Annotated in this window: 17 protein-coding genes; 3 read left to right on the forward strand and 14 right to left on the reverse strand. The window is 73.1% G+C overall.

Going from position 1 to position 17,370, the window contains the following annotated elements; all coding sequences use genetic code 11:
- Positions 1-78: 78 nt before the first annotated feature.
- From rplT to infC, 3 genes are all read right to left on the reverse strand, one after another.
- A complete protein-coding gene (rplT, locus tag ACH4RG_RS30205) occupies positions 79-462 on the reverse strand; it encodes a 50S ribosomal protein L20 (RefSeq protein ID WP_007457565.1) in 384 nt (127 codons plus the stop codon).
- Between the two features lie 107 nt (positions 463-569).
- Positions 570-764 (reverse strand): 50S ribosomal protein L35, encoded by a 195-nt coding sequence (rpmI, locus tag ACH4RG_RS30210; protein WP_003970213.1) that lies wholly within the window; start codon positions 762-764, stop codon positions 570-572.
- A 121-nt stretch (positions 765-885) separates the two neighbouring features.
- The gene (gene infC, locus ACH4RG_RS30215) at positions 886-1,602 is read right to left on the reverse strand and encodes a translation initiation factor IF-3 (protein WP_397923159.1); all 717 of its coding nucleotides are present in this window, start codon (positions 1,600-1,602) and stop codon (positions 886-888) included.
- A 370-nt stretch (positions 1,603-1,972) separates the two neighbouring features.
- On the opposite strand from infC, the gene ACH4RG_RS30220 reads away from it, so the two are divergent.
- A complete protein-coding gene (locus tag ACH4RG_RS30220; RefSeq protein ID WP_018959482.1) occupies positions 1,973-2,335 on the forward strand; it encodes a DUF1844 domain-containing protein in 363 nt (120 codons plus the stop codon).
- A 93-nt stretch (positions 2,336-2,428) separates the two neighbouring features.
- Here the strand turns inward: ACH4RG_RS30220 and ACH4RG_RS30225 are convergent, their stop codons facing one another.
- The 5 genes from ACH4RG_RS30225 to ACH4RG_RS30245 all read right to left on the reverse strand — a co-directional run bounded on the left by ACH4RG_RS30225 (position 2,429) and on the right by ACH4RG_RS30245 (position 6,533).
- The gene (locus ACH4RG_RS30225) at positions 2,429-3,142 is read right to left on the reverse strand and encodes an MIP family channel protein (RefSeq protein ID WP_397922818.1); all 714 of its coding nucleotides are present in this window, start codon (positions 3,140-3,142) and stop codon (positions 2,429-2,431) included.
- Between the two features lie 115 nt (positions 3,143-3,257).
- Positions 3,258-3,986, reverse strand: coding sequence for an SseB family protein (locus ACH4RG_RS30230; RefSeq protein ID WP_397922816.1), 729 nt, complete (start codon positions 3,984-3,986; stop codon positions 3,258-3,260).
- 252 nt (positions 3,987-4,238) lie between these two features.
- Entirely contained in the window at positions 4,239-4,382 is a 144-nt protein-coding gene (locus ACH4RG_RS30235; RefSeq protein WP_398540526.1) for a hypothetical protein, read from the reverse strand.
- Between the two features lie 88 nt (positions 4,383-4,470).
- Positions 4,471-5,667 (reverse strand): type VII secretion-associated serine protease mycosin, encoded by a 1,197-nt coding sequence (gene mycP, locus ACH4RG_RS30240; RefSeq protein WP_398540527.1) that lies wholly within the window; start codon positions 5,665-5,667, stop codon positions 4,471-4,473.
- The gene (locus tag ACH4RG_RS30245; RefSeq protein ID WP_397923157.1) at positions 5,664-6,533 is read right to left on the reverse strand and encodes a hypothetical protein; all 870 of its coding nucleotides are present in this window, start codon (positions 6,531-6,533) and stop codon (positions 5,664-5,666) included. Before ACH4RG_RS30245 ends, mycP begins: the two co-directional genes overlap by 4 nt.
- A 1,053-nt stretch (positions 6,534-7,586) precedes the next feature.
- On the opposite strand from ACH4RG_RS30245, the gene ACH4RG_RS30250 reads away from it, so the two are divergent.
- Complete coding sequence (locus ACH4RG_RS30250) at positions 7,587-8,789, forward strand: amino acid deaminase/aldolase (protein WP_397922812.1); 1,203 nt, start codon at positions 7,587-7,589, stop codon at positions 8,787-8,789.
- A gap of 27 nt (positions 8,790-8,816) precedes the next feature.
- Here ACH4RG_RS30250 and ACH4RG_RS30255 read toward each other — a convergent pair whose 3' ends face one another.
- Together ACH4RG_RS30255 and ACH4RG_RS30260 are read right to left on the reverse strand one after the other, a co-directional pair.
- Positions 8,817-9,776 carry a DUF2510 domain-containing protein gene (locus tag ACH4RG_RS30255; RefSeq protein ID WP_397931823.1) on the reverse strand — a complete coding sequence of 320 codons (960 nt, stop codon included), beginning with the start codon at positions 9,774-9,776 and terminating at the stop codon, positions 8,817-8,819.
- A 57-nt stretch (positions 9,777-9,833) separates the two neighbouring features.
- A complete protein-coding gene (locus tag ACH4RG_RS30260; RefSeq protein ID WP_397931820.1) occupies positions 9,834-10,769 on the reverse strand; it encodes a LysR family transcriptional regulator in 936 nt (311 codons plus the stop codon).
- 70 nt (positions 10,770-10,839) lie between these two features.
- On the opposite strand from ACH4RG_RS30260, the gene ACH4RG_RS30265 reads away from it, so the two are divergent.
- Complete coding sequence (locus ACH4RG_RS30265; protein WP_397931818.1) at positions 10,840-12,027, forward strand: TDT family transporter; 1,188 nt, start codon at positions 10,840-10,842, stop codon at positions 12,025-12,027.
- Here ACH4RG_RS30265 and ACH4RG_RS30270 read toward each other — a convergent pair.
- From ACH4RG_RS30270 to ACH4RG_RS30285, 4 genes are all read right to left on the reverse strand, one after another.
- Positions 11,966-12,676 (reverse strand): helical backbone metal receptor, encoded by a 711-nt coding sequence (locus ACH4RG_RS30270; RefSeq protein WP_397922805.1) that lies wholly within the window; start codon positions 12,674-12,676, stop codon positions 11,966-11,968. The genes ACH4RG_RS30265 and ACH4RG_RS30270 overlap by 62 nt on opposite strands.
- Positions 12,677-12,764: 88 nt before the next feature.
- On the reverse strand, positions 12,765-13,319 hold the full coding sequence (locus ACH4RG_RS30275) for a helix-turn-helix domain-containing protein (RefSeq protein WP_397922803.1): 555 nt from the start codon (positions 13,317-13,319) through the stop codon (positions 12,765-12,767).
- 163 nt (positions 13,320-13,482) lie between these two features.
- On the reverse strand, positions 13,483-16,107 hold the full coding sequence (locus ACH4RG_RS30280; protein ID WP_398162493.1) for an ABC transporter permease/substrate binding protein: 2,625 nt from the start codon (positions 16,105-16,107) through the stop codon (positions 13,483-13,485).
- Complete coding sequence (locus ACH4RG_RS30285) at positions 16,100-17,236, reverse strand: glycine betaine/L-proline ABC transporter ATP-binding protein (protein WP_397932120.1); 1,137 nt, start codon at positions 17,234-17,236, stop codon at positions 16,100-16,102. Before ACH4RG_RS30285 ends, ACH4RG_RS30280 begins: the two co-directional genes overlap by 8 nt.
- Between the last annotated feature and the right edge of the window lie 134 nt (positions 17,237-17,370).

A 17,370-nucleotide genomic window follows, 5' to 3' on the forward strand; every position in this document is an offset into this window, starting at 1 on the left:
CGGCGGGTCAACGCACCGGACCCGCAGGCGGCGTGCGCCTGCGGGTCCGGTTCGCGTACCTGGAAGGGGGTGCCTGGATCAGGCGGCCTTCGGGGCGTTGACGTCGCTCGGGAGGGCCTTCTGAGCGACCTCGACGAGGGCGGCGAACGCGTTGGCGTCGTTGACCGCGAGCTCGGCCAGGATCTTGCGGTCCACCTCGATGTTGGCGGCCTTGAGACCCTGGATGAGGCGGTTGTACGTCATGCCGTTCTGGCGGGCAGCGGCGTTGATGCGCTGGATCCACAGCTGACGGAAGTCGCCCTTGCGCTTCTTGCGGTCGTTGTAGTTGTAGACCAGGGAGTGGGTGACCTGCTCCTTGGCCTTGCGGTACAGACGCGAACGCTGCCCGCGGTAGCCCTTGGCCGCCTCGAGAATTGCCCGGCGCTTCTTGTGGGCGTTGACTGCCCGCTTGACGCGTGCCACTTGTTAACTCCTTGTAGCGGGGCCGTGGGTGTCTTCACACGGCCCGGAAACGAATCGGTCCCGGTGTGATCGAGGTCGTGCCTCCGGGGCGAGCCGGAGGCCGAGCCTCACTTGCCGAGAAGCTTCTTGATCTTCTTGGCGTCGGCCGGAGCCACGACGACCGTGCCGGTCAGCGAGCGGGTCTTCTTGGACGACTTGTGCTCGAGCAGGTGGCGCTTGCCGGCCCTCTCGCGGAGCACCTTGCCGGAGCCGGTGATCTTGAAGCGCTTGCTGGCACCGCTGTGCGTCTTGTTCTTCGGCATCGCGCCGTTCTCTCCTCGTCAGTGGCGCCCCTCACGGTGCGGGGCACCGGACTGCAGGGGCGTCAGATCTCTATGGGATTCCGGGGGGACCCGGGGGCCGCCTGGATGGCAGCCCCTGAGGTCACGCCTCGGAAGGTGTCTCGGCCGGAGCCTCGACCGCTTCGGCCGGAGCCTCGGCGGTGTCGCCCTCGGTCGGCGCGTCGGTCGTACCCTGACGCTCGGCCTTGCGGGCGGCCTGGGCCTCACGGGCCTCGGCCATGGCTTCGGTCTTCTTCTTGTGCGGGCCCAGAACCATGATCATGTTCCGGCCGTCCTGCTTCGGGTTGGACTCGATGAAGCCCAGGTCCTCCACGTCCGAAGCGAGACGCTGGAGCAGTCGGAAGCCCAGCTCGGGGCGGGACTGCTCACGACCACGGAACATGATCGTGATCTTGACCTTGTCGCCCTGCTTGAGGAACCGGACGACGTGACCCTTCTTGGTGTCATAGTCGTGCGGGTCGATCTTCGGCCGGAGCTTCATCTCCTTGATGACCGTGTGCGCCTGGTTCTTGCGCGCCTCACGGGCCTTCATGGCCGACTCGTACTTGAACTTCCCGTAGTCCATGAGCTTGCACACGGGCGGACGGGCTGTCGCCGCCACCTCGACCAGGTCGAGGTCATACTCCTGTGCGAGTTCCAGGGCCTTGGCAAGCGGAACAATCCCGACCTGCTCGCCGCTGGGACCGACAAGTCGGACCTCGGGAACGCGAATCCGGTCGTTGATGCGGGGCTCGGCGCTGATGGATCCTCCTCGGTAGCACCACGCGACCGCCTGGCGGACAGCCGCGTAACGTCTTATAACGTCAAGACCAACCGAGCCGGGAGCGCAAAAATGCCCCGGACGGGACACAGGCGGGGCTCCAGGAACTACCGGAGCACCGCCGCGGTCAACCGCGGGGCGCATCGGACGGCTCCATCGTCCGTACGGAACGATGGGGACCGTCTGACCGGTGACCCGCCGTCCGGTGAGGACGGTCAGGTGGGAGATCGGAGCCTCCACTTGTGGGCCGGGCACATAGATGTCCGGCCGGTCGTTACACAAGGCTAGCAGCCCGGCCCCGGGGGCGCTAATCCCGCGTCTCCCCCACTATCGTCCTCCTCTCCGCCCCGGCGGTCCCGAAGCGGCTCCCGCGCGCGGGAGGGCGGTGGCCTGGCCTTATCGTGTGGGCATGAGTGACGCGACCCCCAGCAGTGAGAACCCCGGCTTCGACGACATGGCCCGCGACATCGCGGAGGTCCCCGCGGTCGAGGTGATCGTGACGGTCGCCGTCAACCTGATGAGCGCAGCCGCCGTGAAGCTCGGCCTCACGGAGGAGGGCGAGGAGCACAAGGACCTCGACGAGGCCCGCAAGCTGGTCCAGGCGCTGGCCGGACTGCTGGACGCGAGCGCCACGGAGATCAGCACCTTCCACGCCTCCCCGCTGCGCGACGGCCTGAAGTCCCTCCAGCTCGCCTTCCGCGAGGCGTCGCTGGTGCCGGACGAGCCCGGCCACGGCCCCGGCGAGAAGTACACCGGTCCCGTCTACGGCTGACCGCCCGCACCCCCTTCCCCGTACGTCAGGAAGCCCGCCGTCCCCCCGTGGGACAGCGGGCTTCCGCGTGTGCGGTCGGGCGGGAGCGGTTCGTCAGATGGCGTCCTCGGTCTCCGCGGGCAGGACGTTGGGGCAGGGGTGGGTGAGCCGGTGGGCGTAGGCGGCGATCGCTCCGCCGACCAGCGGCGCGACGATGAACAGCCAGAGCTGGGAGAGGGCCGCGCCGCCCGCGAAGAGCGCCGGGCCGAAGCTGCGCGCCGGGTTGACCGACGTGCCGGTCAGCGGGATGCCCACCAGGTGGATCGCGGCGAGCGCCAGCCCGATGGGCAGCCCGTCGAAGCCGGTGACCGCCACCTTGTGGGTCACCGCGAGGACCACGTAGACGAGCAGGAACGTCAGGATCACCTCGGCGAGGAACGCGCCGCCGATGTTGATGCCGACGGCCGACCGGTCGCCGTAGCCGTTGGTACCGAACTCGCCGCTGGTCTCCAGGTCCGGGATCTGCTTCGCCAGCAGGAACAGCAGGGCCGCGCCGACGACCGCTCCGAGGAACTGGGCCACCCAGCGCTCGACGGCCGTACGGATGCCGATCCGGCCCGCCATATACATGCCCAGCGTGACCGCGGGGTTGACATGGCAGCCGGAGATCGGGCCGAGGGCGTAGGCCAGCGCGAGGAGGGTGAAGCCGAAAGTGAGGGCGATGCCCACCGTGCCGAGGTAGTCGACCGCGACCACCGCGGACCCCACGGCGAAGAACACCAGCAGCACGGTGCCGAGGAACTCTGACGCCACGATCCGCTTCTGCATGGAACCACCTCGCAAGCTTGATCGGTTGGTCGGATTTCTCCGAATTCCCGACAATTCTCACGGCGGCGGGCACGTGGCGCGCGTCGACCGGGTCATCCCGGTTGGGCCCGATACGTCAGCGGGCGAAGAGAGGCTCTCCCGGTGTGGGCGTGCCGGCGGGGAGAACGGCCAGATCCAGGCCGCTCACCAGTCGGGCCCGCAGCACGTCGCTGGCCGACAGCGCCTGCGCGATGCGGCGGGCCGCCTCGGCGGGCACGGCGTCCGGGGCGAGGACGAGGGCGAGGGTGCCGTCCGCGCTGCCGGGGCCGAGGTGGGCGCGGACCACGGCGGGGTCGGCGGCCACGGTCTCCCGCACGGCCTCGATGACGGCGGGGTCCTGGAGCGGGTCGGTGCTGGTGCGGTTCTCGGCGAGGGCCAGGAGCGCCTGCCCGCTCAGCTCGAAGGCGACGGGCCCGGCGAGGTCCAGCACGACGGTGTCGGCCTTCTCGTGGGCGGCGGCCTGGAGCGCCTGGTGCAGCGGTACGGCCACGGGGCGCGCTTCCGGGTCCCAGAGCGCCAGCGACGCGGTCGAGGTGAAGGCGGGGAGCGCGCGCCGGTCACCGGCTCGGAGAGTGGGCACGGCCATGTCGCTGGTCTTCTCGCGCCGGAGCCCGTTCTCGTCCTCCTCGACCTCGCCGAGCACGGCGACGACGGGGACCAGGAGCCGGGCGTCGCGCAGGGCCGCGAGGACCGGACCGACGGCGCTCCGGTCGCGGGACCAGGCCTCCAGGGCCCTGGCCAGGGCGGGGGACGCCGAGCCGTCGTCGTCGGAGAAACCGGGGTCCGGGATGTTCTTGAGCTCCACGGGACGAGCGTAGTGCCTGGGGTTCGGCCGCCCGCCCGCAGGTGGGCGGGCGCGGGGCTCGGCGCCCGGTGGCCCCGGCCGGCAGGGCGGCCGCCTCCTCGCGGGCGTGGGCGAGGGGGTCCGGGAAGACCTTCGGTCCGTGGGCGACCAGGGCCCCTTCGTCCAGCAGCGTGAGCGTCCGGCCCAGTCGGTCGGCGGCGTCGGGGCCGAGCTCCCCGACGCCTCGGGCGAGCCGGGTGAACGGTCCGGCAGCTACCGCTTCTGGCCGGTGATGACCGCGTGCGCCGGGCGGGAGGGATGGACGCCCCGGTCGTGGAAAGGGCGCCCGGCGGCGGCCAGGGCCAGTCGCGCGGCAGGCGTCATGGTGATCCGTCGCAGCTCCTCGGAGCTCCTCATGACGGCGAGGCGGCCACGCGTGACCGGTCGGACGCGGCGTCCGGGGCGACCCGGTGAATCGGCGCGGGCCGGTCCGGGCGCGGTGCGCTCAGCGGCGGCCGGGGGCGTTCCGGCCGCGCCACAGGACGACGGCCGCGGCCAGTAGCGCCGCGCCGAGGCCGCCGGCGAGTGGGGCGGCCCAGTTGGCCGTGGCGTCGGCGGCATGGGCCGGGGCCGGGCCGTCGCCGAAGTACCGCCCCCGGTGTCCCGCCGGGGCGGCCTTGGCGTCCAGGTCGGCCGGACGCAGCCGGGAGCCCGCCTCGATGGCCTCCGCCGGATCGACGATGCCGTAGCCCCGGGCGTCGTCACGGCCCTCGGCGGGGGCGTCGCGGGCGGTGTCGGCGAGGAGCTTCTTGATCTGGGCCGGGTCCAGGCCGGGGTGGGCGGCCCGGACCAGGGCGACCGCGCCGGAGACGAAGGCGGCGGCGGCCGATGTGCCCCACTCGATGTAGTAGTGCCCGTCGGGGTTGGCCACCACGATGTCGACGCCGGGGGCGCTGACGGTGGCGTACCAGCGGCGGGTGGAGAACGAGGCGTGCGTGCCGTACTCGTCGACCGCGGCGACCGCGATCACCCCGGGGTAGGCGGCGGGGTAGGAGATCCGGTCCCCCTTCTCGCCGCCGTTGCCCGCCGACGCGACGACGGGGACACCCTTGGACAGGGCGTACTGGATGGCCGCGTCCTCCCCGGGGTCGGGGTGGGCGGACTCGCTGTCGTCACCCAGGGAGAGGTTGATGACGTCGGCTCCGTTGTCCGCGGCCCAGCGGATGCCGTCGGCGAGGGCGGTGCCGCGGGACTTGCGGGCCTTGGCCCGGGCGGGGTCCTTGGACTCCAGAATGACCCGGACCGGCAGGATCCGGGCCTCGGGGGCTATGCCGAGGATGCCGTCGGAGCGCCCGGGGCCGTTGCCGCGTCCGGCGATGATGCCGGCCATCGCGGTGCCGTGCAGGGCCCAGGAGGAGTCGCCCCGGGCGGCGCCGAAGCCGACGAGGTCCTTACCGGGGAGCACCTGGCCCGTCAGGTCGGGGTGGGCGTCGTCGACCCCGGTGTCCAGGACGGCGACGGTGACGCCCTGGCCCCGGGTGGTCTCCCAGGCCCGGTCGGTGTGCAGGGCCTCCAGGGCCCACTGCTGGTCCCGGATGGCGTCCGCGTGGGCGGGCGCGGCGGGGGCGAGCGCCAGGACCGCGGCGGCGCTGACCGCGGCGGCGCTGACCGCGGCGAGGGCGCGGTGGGGTCGTCGGGTCATCCGGGCTGCTCCGTGAGTTCGGCGACGTGCGTGCGCAGCCCGCGCTCCACCCGGTCCGCGATGCCCTTCGCCTCGTGGCCGAGCCCGGCCTGGGCGATGTCCGTCGTGGCACCCGGGGCCATGGCGGCGGGCGCGGGCTGCGGCTCGGCGACGGTGCGGCCGTCCGCGAAGCCGGAGACGGCGAGGACGACGACCGGGATCTCGGTGAGCGGGTTGACCGTCCAGCTGGCGCGCTGCCCGTCGCCGAAGGAGGCCGCGGGCGTGCCCTCGGGAGCGTACGTACGGGGCATCAGGTCCTTGCGCGCGCCGAGCCTCTGCTCGGTGAACCGGGTGTGCAGGGCCCGCATGCCCGGGGCGTCGGCCTCGGTGAAGACCAGGCCGACGGTGGTGACGGCGGAGCGGGTGGCGTCGGTGTAGGTGGCGCGCACCAGCCGTTCGCAGCCGACGGAGCGGAGCGTGGTCAGGAGCAGCGGGTCGAGCCCGCTGCGGCACGTGCTGTCGGCGGCGACGGCGATCCGCGTCCAGGTGCGGTGGGTGCCGCCGGGGCCCGCGCCCTTGCCCTGGAGGGCGCGCGGGAACAGGGTGTCGACGGGGACGCTGTGCCAGGCGCCGCGAGCCGCGGCGTACGGGTCCCCGGTGGTCTCGGCCGAGGAGTCGCCGGTCAGCCACGCCCCGGTGACCGCCCCGCCGATCAGCCCGAGGCCGAGCACGACGCAGGCGGCGGCCGCCGCGGTACGCCACCGTTGCCGGGGACGGACCGGCCGCAGCCGGGTGGTGGTCTCGGCAGGCGTCTCCGGGTAGCCGTAACGGACCGGAGTCCGGTAGCCGCCGGGGGGCGGCGGAACGGCTCCGGGCGCGGGCGTCAGATCGACGGCCCCGACGGGCCTGCGCCGGGTGACGGGCGGTGGGCCGTCGGGCGGACCGGGAAACGTCGGGCCCGCCGAACCCGCGGGGTGCGGGCCCGGCCGCGTCGGGGCGGGGCCCGTGGAGGGCGGCGCGGGCGCGGACGCCCTGGCGGGCGCGGGCCGCTGGGGCGGTGGGGCGGGGGCTGCCGAGGCTGTCTGCGGGGCGCGGGATGCCGGTACGGCCTGATTCCCCGGTGCGGCCTGCGGGGCGGGGACCGCCGGTGCCGCCTGCGGGGTCACCCGGGCGGAAGGGGCGGAAGGGGCCGGGGCTGCCGGCGGGGTGGGACGGGCCGGTGGGACGGCACGGGCCGCCAGGGTGAAGCGGGTCGGCGGAGCCTTCGGGTCCACCGGGGCCGGTGCGGCAGATGGGGCCGGTGCGGCAGGCGCGGCCGGTGCGGCCGGTGCGGCAGATGGGGCTGGTACGGCAGGCGCGGCCGGTGCGGCAGGTGCGGCAGATGGGGCAGGCGCGGCCGGTGCGGCCGGTGCGGCCGGCTGCATCGGCGGAGCCGGTGCGACCGGGCGGGGCGGGGAGGGGGACTGGGCCGACTGCTGGGCCGGAGCGGCCGGGGCCGGAGACGCTTCCTGCGGGGCCGGTGCGACCGGGCGGGCCGGTGCGGCCTGAGCCGCCTGCAGGGTGACCGCCGGCCGAGCCTGCTGAGGCGGCGCGGTCCGTGAGGCGGGCGGGGGCGTGGAAGCGGGGGCCGGAGGGGTGGGGGCGGGTGTGGAAGCGGGGGCCGGAGGGGTGGGGGCGGGCGTGGAAGCGGGGGCCGTGGGAGGAGTGGTCGGGCGGGGCGGCACAGGGGCGCGCTGCGCTTCGGTACTCATCCGGCCCCCTGCATACACGTCCTCGTACCGACCACGGATCACCGCCGCTGACAGGCCCGTTGGTGCTCGCGTGCACGTCACTCTACGGGCTGCGGGCGGGCGGCGGGGAACGGGACGCCCCGGTCGGCGGGCGATCTGCCCCGATCATCCCCCTACCCATCCGTAGCGGCTCTCTGGCAAGCTGCGGACATGACTGCCCGCGCGGCTGACCGGGCCCGGTACAACCGGGCCACCGCCCATCTCGACGCCCCGATCGCGATCGTCGATCTTGAGGCGTTCGACGCCAACGCTGACGATCTGGTGCGGCGGGCGGCCGGGAAACCGGTCCGGGTGGCGAGCAAGTCGGTGCGGTGCCGGGCTCTGCTGGAACGGGTGCTCGCGCGTCCGGGGTTCGCCGGGATCATGTCGTACACGCTGGCGGAGTCGCTGTGGCTCGCACGAGCCGGGTTCGACGACGTCCTGCTGGCCTACCCGTCGGCCGACCGGTCCGCGTTCGCCGCGCTGGCGGCCGATCCCGAGCTCGCCGGGGCCGTGACCGTCATGGTCGACGACCACGCCCAACTGGAGCTGATCGACGCCTCCCGGGCGGGCGGCCGGGAGGAGATCCGGGTCTGTCTGGAGCTGGACACCTCACTGCGGATGCTGGGCGGCCGGGTCCGGATCGGGGCGCTGCGCTCCCCCCTGCGCTCCCCCGCGCAACTCGCGGAGCTGGCCCGCTCGGTGGTCCGCAGACCGGGCTTCCGGCTGGTGGGGCTGATGGCGTACGAGGGGCATGTCGCCGGGGTCGGTGACGCGCTGGCGGGGCAGCCGCTGCTGTCCCGGGCGATCCGGCTGATGCAGTCGGCCGCCCGCAAGGAGCTGGCGGTGCGCCGGGCCGAGGTGGTCCGGGCGGTCCGGGCGGTCGTGCCCGAGCTGGAGTTCGTCAACGGCGGCGGGACCGGCAGTGTGCAGCACACGGCGGCCGAGGCCGCGGTGACGGAGATCGCGGCGGGTTCGGGGCTGTACGTGCCCCGGCTCTTCGACAACTACACGTCGTTCACCGGCCGGCCGGCGGCCCTGTTCGCGCAGCCCGTGGTGCGCCGGCCCGGCGTCGGCGTGGTGACCGTGCTCGGGGGCGGCTATCCGGCGTCCGGCCCGGCCGGCGCCGACCGCTCGCCGGTGCCGTATCTGCCGGAAGGACTGCGCTACGACGCCCGGGAGGGCGCGGGCGAGGTGCAGACACCGCTGCTGGGCTCCCCCGCCGACGATCTGCTGATCGGCGACAAGGTGTGGTTCCGGCACGCCAAGGCCGGGGAACTGTGCGAGCGCTTCGACGCACTGCACCTGATCGAGGGCGACCGGGTCACGGCGAGCGTTCCGACCTACCGGGGCGAGGGTCAGACCTTCCTCTGACCTCGGGGCCCGTGGGCGTCGTGGGCTTCAGGGGCCGATGGACGCGCCCACTCCGCCGCTCGTAGCGGTGTCGCCGAGCGGGCGGATGCCCCGGGTGATGGTGTCCATCAGGGACATCGGCAGGCCGGGCGCCTCGGCGTCGAAGGCGAACCGGACGATCACCGGTGTTCCGGCGCCGACCGTGGAGGGGAAGACCAGGGACTGCACGTACCCGCCGGGCCCCTTGCCGGTGGTGACCTGCCAGCGCACCAGGTATCCGGTGCGGCCGGCGACGGTCAGCTCCTGGGACTTGAGCACCTTGTGGGACGTGATGCCGCCGTGGGTGCGCCGGCCGAGGCTGTCCTCCTCGTAGGCCTTGTCGGCCGCGGTGACGATGTCGGCCTCGGCCAGGGTTCTGACATCGGTCTCGCCGCCCCGGGCGGTTCGGGTGGTGACCGTGCCGTGGTAGCAGAACGACGCGCCTCCGGGGCAGTCGTAGGACTGCTCGGTGCGGATGGTGGGAGCGTCGTCGGAGGTGCTCTCCGGCTTCTCCCAGCCCTCGGGCACCGGCAGGGTGACCCCGTTGAGCTGGTCGACGAGGAGGGCGGGGTTCTCGTCCGGGTCCGGCGCGGCGGAGGAGGCGGTGGCCGCGGGAGCGGTGACGGGCGCCGGGGGCGAGGCCGTCGTCGTCGGAGCCGTCGGCGTACCGCCCTCGTCGCGGCCCAGCAGCACGGCCCCGGCGACGGCCGCGCCCAGGACCAGCACCCCGGAGAGCGTGATCGCCAGGACCTTCGTCCGGCTCGGCCCACCGGCCTCGCCCCGCGGATCGCGCTGGTGCGGGAGCGGAAGCAGCGGCGGGCCGAACGCCGCGGGTGCGGGCGGCTGTTCCGGCGCGGCGGGGGCGGCGGCCGTGCGGGTGTGCGCGGTCCAGGCCGTGCCGTCCCACCAGCGCTCCAGGCCGGGTGCGCCCGTGTCCGGGTACCAGCCGGGCGGCGTCGCGTAGCTCATGCCCCCACTCTAGGTGCGGCTCCGACACGGCGGCCGGGGTCGGGAGGGTTCGCGCAGTCAGGCGTCGCGGCCGGTCAGGGACAGCAGATCGCGGGCGGGGCCGGTGGGGCGGTGGCCCCCGGGCCAGACCGCTCGCAGTTGGCGTCGCAGCCGTACGCCCGCGATGGGGACCTTGACGAGGCGGCGGGAGGACAGTTCCTCGCCGAGGGCCAGTTCGCTCAGGACGCAGGGGCCCGCGCCGCTCTCCGCCGCGCCCTTGACCGCAGTGGTCGAGGAGAGCTCCAGCAGGGGCTGGGCCAGTCCGCCGTGCACGGCGAGCGCCGCGTCCAGGACCTGGCGGGTTCCGGAGCCGTGTTCGCGCAGGATCAGCGGAGTGGCGGCGAGTTCGCCGGGCAGCAGCGGGCTGCGGCGGCGGGCCCAGGGGTGGCTGGGGGCGACCACGACGACGAGGCGGTCGTGGGCGATGACGGTGCCGTCGAGGCCCTCCGGTATCGACAGACCCTCGACGAAGCCGAGGTCGGCCTCGCCGGTGACGAGGCGTCGGGCGACAGCTGCGGAGTTGCCGACGAGGAGCGAGACCGCGGTGTCCGGCCGCTCCCCGCGCAGGGCGATCAGCCAGCCCGGCAGCAGGTATTCGGCGATCGTCATGCTGGCGGCGACCCGCAGCCGGGAGTCGCGGCGGTCGCGCAGCGCCTGGGCGCCGGCGTCGAAGGCCTCCGCCGCCTCGACGACCCGGCGCGCCCAGTCGGTGACCAGCGCCCCCGCGTCGGTGAGCCGGGAGCCGCGCGGGGAGCGGTCCAGGAGGGCGACGCCGAGCTGTCGCTCCATGGACCGGACGCGGCTGGAGGCGGCGGGCTGGGTGATGCCGACGTCCCGGGCGGCCCGCCCGAGGCTGCCGTGCCGGGCGACGGCGAGGAGCAGCTCCAGCGCCCCGAGGTCGGGGACCCGGTGGGAGAGGGGGACGTGGGGTGCGTGTGGGTCGTCGCCGGTCATCAAGCCAGCTTATGACCTCATAGGGGCGGGCTCCCTGGTGGGCGGGGGCCCGGCCGCGGAGAATCGTGGCATGGCCATCTTTCCGCAGACCCGGACCGCCGTCCCGTCGCCGCCCGCCGCGCTTGCGACCCTCCCGGCGGAGGCGTCCGGCGACGCGACGCGGCTGCCGTCGCTGCGGCACGTCGGCCCGAACTGGTACGCGAGCGTCATGGGCACCGCGATCGTCGCGAGCGCCGGCGCGATGCTTCCGGGGGACGTTCCCGGGCTGCGGGCCGCGTGCACCGTGGTGTGGGCGCTGTCGGCCGTCCTGCTGCTGACCGTCATCGCCGCCCGTACGGGGCACTGGCTCTGCCACCGCGACCAGGCCCGCGCCCATCTGCTGGACCCGGCCGTCGCCCCGTTCTACGGCTGTCTGTCGATGGCGCTGATGGCCGTCGGCGGGGCCACGCTGACGGTGGGCCAGGACGTGGTGGGGGCGCGGGCCGCGCTCGCGGTGGACGTGGTGCTGTTCGTGGCCGGTACGGCGATCGGTCTGGTGGCCGCCGTCGTGGTGCCGTATCTGATGGTCGTACGCCACCGTCCCGCGCCCGGGACCGCGTCGCCGGTCTGGCTGCTGCCGCTGGTCGCCCCGATGGTGTCGGCCTCGCAGGGGGCGCTGCTGGTGCCGCACGTCGCCGCCGGACAGGGGCGCGAGGCGCTGCTGCTGGCCTGCTACGCGATGTTCGGCCTGTCCCTGCTGGCCACACTGGTGGTGCTGCCGCTGGTCTTCTCCCGGCTGGTCCACCACGGTCCGCTGCCGCTCGCGCTGACCCCGACGCTCTTTCTGGTGCTGGGGCCGCTGGGGCAGTCGACGACCGCCGTCAACCAGCTGGCCGACGTCGCCCCGGGGGCGGTCGGGGCCCCCTACGCCTCCGCGTTCGGCGCGTTCGCCGTGCTGTACGGGGTGCCGGTGATGGGCTTCGCGCTGCTGTGGCTGGCCCTGGCGACCGCGATGGTGGTGCGGGCCACGCGGAACGGCATGGGGTTCGCGATGACGTGGTGGGCGTTCACCTTCCCCGTCGGTACGTGTGTGACGGGCGCGGCCGGTCTGGCGCGGCACACCGGGCTCGACGCGCTGACCTGGCTGGCGGTGGGGCTGTACGTCCTCCTGGTGGCGGCCTGGGCGGCGGCCGGGACGCGGACGGCGCTCGGGGTGCTCAGCGGAGCGCTGACGGCAGCGCCCGTGCCGCCTCGGCCAGCGACGGCCCGTACCACGTGAGCAGCCGCCCGTCGACGAGGGCGGCGGGCAGGGCGGGGAAGGCCTCGGGCCCGTCGTCCGCGGTGAAGCGGTAGGGCTCGTCCGGCAGCACGATCAGCTCGGCCCCGGAGGCGTTCAGCCCGTCGAGCGGGATGCGCGGATAGCGCTCGGCGTGGTCGGCGTACACGTTGCGGATGCCGAGGCGGGCGAGGAGGTCGCCGGCGAAGGTGTCGCGGCCCAGCACCATCCAGGGCCTCCGCCAGATCGGTACGGCGGCGGGGCGCGGGCTCCCGGAGGGCGCGGGCAGGGCGGCCCAGGCGGCTTCGGCCGTGTCCAGCCAGCGGGGCCGGGCCAGCCCGCAGCCGTCGACGAGGACGCGGTGCAGTTCGGCGAGCGCCTGGTCCAGCGTGCGGACCTCGGTGACCAGGACGTCGAGCCCGGCCGCCCGGAGCGCGTCGAGGTCGGCGGCCCGGTTCTCCTCCTCGTTGGCGATCACGAGGTCGGGGGCGAGGGCGGCGATCGCGGCCACGTCCGGGTTCTTCGTGCCGCCGACGCGGGCGGCGGTGAGGTCCGCGGGGTGCGTGCACCAGTCGGTGACGCCGACGAGCAGCCCGGGTGCGGTGACGGCGACGGCCTCGGTGAGCGAGGGGACCAGGGAGACGACGCGCACGGACGGGCCTTTCGCGGGTGGACGGGCGGGGTCGCCCCTGTACGGACGGCCCTGTACGGGCTCGGCCCCGTACGGACGGCCAAGGGGGTCAGCGGCGCGAGTCGAACGTGGCGTCGATGTGCTCGGCCACCGCGACGACCAGCAGCCGGGTGTCGGGCACGGTGGCGCGCCAGCGGTGGCGGACCCCGCCGGAGAGGAACAGGGTGTCGCCGCGCTCCAGGCGGTGGACCTGGCCCTCGGCCTCGACGTCGACGGCGCCCTCGACGACGTGCATCAGCTCGTCGTTGCGGTGCTGGAACTCGCGGCCGAGGTCCGGTTCGCCGGTGAACTCCAGGGCGCTGAGCTGGTGCCGGCCGCGCACCAGGCGGCGTACGCCCTCACCTCCCTCGGCCTCCTCGGCCCGGACGACGTCGACGGCGCGCGCGGAGTCGGCGGCGGCCCGCAGACGCCCGGTGGTGGTCTCCAGCGCCTCGGCGACCCGGTCGAGCGAGCGGGCGCTGGGGCGGGCGCGCTCGTTCTCGATCTGGCTGAGGAAGGGCACGGAGAGGCCGCTGCGCGAGGCGACCGCGGCCAGCGTGAGTCCCAGGGATCTGCGTCGTCGGCGGACGGCGGCGCCCACCCTCGGTGTGTCCTTGTCGTCCATGTGCCGGCTCCCTCCCGCCTCAGCCATCCTCCCGGTTGCCAGCACCTTACGCACATGGTTGCGCACGACGTCCGGTAAACGCCCCTCGGGCAGCCGGAAGGGGTGGCCCCGCCCGAAGGCGGGGCCACCCCTGACGACCTGCTGCTTTCGTGCCCGTGGGCCCTTACTGGGGCGCCATGGTGTCCGCGATGCCCGGGTTGTCGTCCATCCAGGCCTTCACGGCTTCCTCCTCGTGACCCACGCCGCGCTTCTGGATCTCGTTCTCCAGGCCGCCGAGCTGCTTCTCGGTGAGCTTGAAGTCCTTGAACCACTTCGTCAGCTGCGGGTACTGCTGCGGGAACTCCTTGGAGGCGATGGTGTGCAGGCGGTCGCCCTCACCGAACGCCTTATTCGGGTCCTTCAGCTTGGTCATGCCGTACTCGTTGTACGCCCAGTGCGGGGTCCACAGCAGGACCGCGATGGGCTCCTTCTTGGCGTACGCGCGCTTCAGCTCGGCCAGCATGCCGGGCGTGGAGGAGTCGAGGACCTCGTACTCCTTGTCCAGGCCGTAACTCGGCAGGACGTTCTTCTTGAGGTTCTCCATGGTGGCGGTGCCGGGCTCGATGCCGACGATCCGGCCCTTGAAGTCGGAGCCCTTGCCCTTGAGGTCGTCGAGGGTCTTGACGTCCTTGACGTAGTCGGGGACGGCGACCTCGATGGAGGTCGGCCCGTACCAGGAGCCGATGTCGGTCAGCTTGTCGCCGTACTTGTCCCAGTAGTTCTTCTGGGTGTACGGCAGCCAGCCGTCGAACTGCACGTCGATCTGGCCGCGTGACATCGCGGCGTACATCGGACCGACCTCGAACTGCTTGAGGTTGATCTTGTAGCCGCGCTCCTCCAGGACCGCCTTCCACAGGTACGTGGCGGCGATGTCCTCCTCCCAGGGGAACCAGGCGATCTCGACGGCACGGTCACGCTCGTCCTTGCCGCCGTCGGCCTTGGCGTCCTTGGGGACCGGCGACCACGTGTCGGCGACGCCCGGGTTGGCCTTCAGCCAGGTGCGCACGGCTTCCTGCTCCTTGCCGGAGCCGGACTTCTGGATCTCGGCCTCAAGGCTGGTGAGCTGCTTCTCGCTCATCTTGAAGTCCTTGAGCCACTTGCTGACCACGGGGTTCTCGGCGGAGAAGCCCGTGCGCGCCAGGGTGTGGACGCCGTCGCCCTTGCCCCAGAGACCCTTGGGGTCCTTCAGCTTGGTGAGGTCGTACTCGTTGTAGGCCCAGTGCGGCGACCAGAGCGGAACCACGATCGGCTCCTTCTTGGCGTACGCGCGCTTCAGCTCGGCCAGCATGGACGGCGTGGAGCCGTCGATGAGCTTGTACTCCTTGTCCAGGCCGTAGCCCGGCAGCAGCTTGTCCTTGAGCAGGCCCATCTCACCGGCGCTCGGCTCGATGCCGACGATGCGGCCCTTGAACTCGGACGCCCGGCCCTTCAGGTCGTCCATCGTCCGGACGTCCTTCATGTACGCGGGGACGGCGAGCTCCAGCGAGGTCGGGGCGTACCACGCGCCGAGGTCCTCCAGGCGGTCCTGGTACTTCGCCCAGTAGCTGGCGTGGGTGACCGGCAGCCAGGAGTCGGTCTGGAAGTCGATCTGCCCGTTGGCCATACCGGTGTACAGCGCGCCGGCCTCGTACTGCTTGACGTCGACCTCGAAGCCGCGCTGCTCCAGCATCTCCTTCCAGAGGAACGTGGAGGCGATGCCCTCGTCCCACGGGATGTAGCCGATGCTGACCTTCTTGCCGTCGCCGATCAGCGCGGCCCTGCCGGCCGTGTCGTCCTTGGAGCCGCCGCCGAAGACGCTCATGCTGCCCGCGACGAGCGCGAGGACGACGATGCCGACGGCCGCGATGCGGGGCTGCGGACGGTAGGTCCAGATCTTCCAGCCCTCGGCCATGGCCTGGGCCTTGGCGACCGCGCGGCGGCCCAGCGGGGAGACCTCGGTGCCGAGCGCGCCGGTCATCCGGTCCAGGTACATGGCGAGGATGACGATGGAGATGCCCGCCTCGAAGCCGAGGCCGACGTCGACGTTGCCGATGGCGCGGTAGACGGAGCCGCCGAGGCCGCCGCCGCCGACCATGCCCGCGATGACGACCATGGACAGGCCGAGCATGATGACCTGGTTGATGCCGGCCATGATCGTGGGCAGGGCGAGCGGCAGCTGGACGCGCAGCAGGGTGTTGCGCGAGGTGGTGCCGAAGGCCTCGGCCGCCTCGACGAGTTCGCCGTCGACCTGGCGGATGCCGAGTTCGGTCATCCGGACGCCCGGGGGCAGCGCGAAGATGATGGTGGCGATGATGCCGGGGACCACGCCGACGCCGAAGAAGATGACGCCGGGGATCAGGTAGACCATGGCGGGCATGGTCTGCATGAAGTCCAGGACCGGCCGGGTGATCGCGCTGACCGTCCTGGACCGGGAGGCCCAGATGCCCAGGGGTACGGCGATGACCAGGGTGACGAGTGTCGCGACGAGCACCAGGGTGAGGGTGTCCATCGCTTCGTCCCACAGTTCGACGGAGTCGATGAGGGCGAACCCGACGAAGGTGAGCAGCGCCGCGGGCAGGCCGCGCAGCCACCAGGCGATGACGGCGACGATGCCCGCGAAGAGCAGCGGTGCCGGGGCGGACAGCACGGCGGCTATGCCGTCGAACATGCCGCTGACGATGGAGCTGATGGCGTCGAAGAGCCAGGCGAGGTGGGTCTGCAGCCAGTCGACCGCGGAGTCGACCCATTCGCCGAGGGGGAGCCTAAACACTGGCCACCTTCTTCGCGCCGCCCGCTGCCGCGGGTTCGGTGTCGCGGGGGGCCTCGGCCGGGGTCATCGGCTCACCGAGGACGGCGAGCAACCGGGAGCTGGGGACGACGCCGACGAGCTTGCCCTTGGCGTCGGTCACGGCGACCGGGTTCGAGCTCTGCGAGCAGGGCGTGAACAGGTCGATGATCGGCGTGGACTCCGGGACCGTGGCGGGGGCCGCGGCCAGCACGTCCTGCGGGGTGCGCAGTTCCCTGCCGTCCGCCGCCCTGGTGCCCATCACGGTGTGCGCCTCGGCCATGATCGCGCCCGCGGTGAGGACCCGGGAGCGGTCGACGTCCTGGGTGAAGGAGGCGACGTAGTCGTTGGCCGGGGTGACGAGGATGTCCTCGGCCGTGCCGAGCTGGACGATCTCCCCGTCGCGCATGACGGCGATCCGGTCGCCCAGGCGCATGGCCTCGTTGAGGTCGTGGGTGATGAAGACGATGGTCTTCTTCAGGCGCTTCTGGAGCTCCAGGAGCTGGTCCTGCATGTCACGGCGGATCAGCGGGTCGAGCGCGCTGAAGGACTCGTCCATGAGCAGCAGGTCGGCGTCGGTGGCCAGCGCGCGGGCGAGGCCCACGCGTTGCTGCATACCGCCGGACAGCTCGTCGGGCCAGGACTTCTCCCAGCCTTCGAGGCCGGTCAGCCGCAGCGCCTCGGTGGCGCGCACCTCACGCTCCTCGCGGGACACGCCCTGGACCTCCAGGCCGTACGCGGCGTTCTCCAGGACGCTCCGGTGGGGGAAGAGCGCGAAGTGCTGGAACACCATGCTGATCTTGGTGGAGCGGACGTGCCGCAGGTCGCGGGGGCTCAGGGCGGTCAGGTCCTGGCCGTCGAAGAGTACCCGGCCCGCGGTGGGGTCGAGCAGACCGTTGAGCATCCGCAGCAGGGTGGACTTGCCCGAGCCGGACAACCCCATGACGACGAAGATCTGCCCCGGCTCCACGGTGAACGAGGCGTCGATCACCGCTGCGGTCGTTCCCTCGCCGCGCAACTCGTCGCGGCCGGAGCCGCTCTCGAGCTTCCGCACGGCCTCATCGGGTCGTCTTCCGAAGACTTTGTACAAGTGTTCGGCTTGCAGCCTGGACACATACACCTCACGCGTTGAACCGAAAAACGGTCTGCCACCCCCTCCGGCAGACCGTGGAGCGGTGCGGGCTCTGTCCGCGTGGCACATGCACTAGTTGAAAATGCGACGTGGTTCGCTCCGGTGGCGCGCCTGCC

This window comes from Streptomyces sp. NPDC021019, assembly GCF_044333295.1.
Lineage (GTDB): Bacteria > Actinomycetota > Actinomycetes > Streptomycetales > Streptomycetaceae > Streptomyces.

Excerpts from the sequence above, each read along its gene's own strand:
- ACH4RG_RS30255 (WP_397931823.1), bottom strand. The coding sequence starts at position 9,776 with ATGAGCTACGCGACGCCGCCCGGCTGGTACCCGGACACGGGCGCACCC.
- ACH4RG_RS30220 (WP_018959482.1), top strand. The coding sequence starts at position 1,973 with ATGAGTGACGCGACCCCCAGCAGTGAGAACCCCGGCTTCGACGACATG.
- ACH4RG_RS30275 (WP_397922803.1), bottom strand. The coding sequence starts at position 13,319 with ATGGACGACAAGGACACACCGAGGGTGGGCGCCGCCGTCCGCCGACGA.
- ACH4RG_RS30260 (WP_397931820.1), bottom strand. The coding sequence starts at position 10,769 with ATGACCGGCGACGACCCACACGCACCCCACGTCCCCCTCTCCCACCGG.
- ACH4RG_RS30265 (WP_397931818.1), top strand. The coding sequence starts at position 10,840 with ATGGCCATCTTTCCGCAGACCCGGACCGCCGTCCCGTCGCCGCCCGCC.
- ACH4RG_RS30225 (WP_397922818.1), bottom strand. The coding sequence starts at position 3,142 with ATGCAGAAGCGGATCGTGGCGTCAGAGTTCCTCGGCACCGTGCTGCTG.
- ACH4RG_RS30250 (WP_397922812.1), top strand. The coding sequence starts at position 7,587 with ATGACTGCCCGCGCGGCTGACCGGGCCCGGTACAACCGGGCCACCGCC.
- mycP (WP_398540527.1), bottom strand. The coding sequence starts at position 5,667 with ATGACCCGACGACCCCACCGCGCCCTCGCCGCGGTCAGCGCCGCCGCG.
- rpmI (WP_003970213.1), bottom strand. The coding sequence starts at position 764 with ATGCCGAAGAACAAGACGCACAGCGGTGCCAGCAAGCGCTTCAAGATC.
- ACH4RG_RS30235 (WP_398540526.1), bottom strand. The coding sequence starts at position 4,382 with ATGAGGAGCTCCGAGGAGCTGCGACGGATCACCATGACGCCTGCCGCG.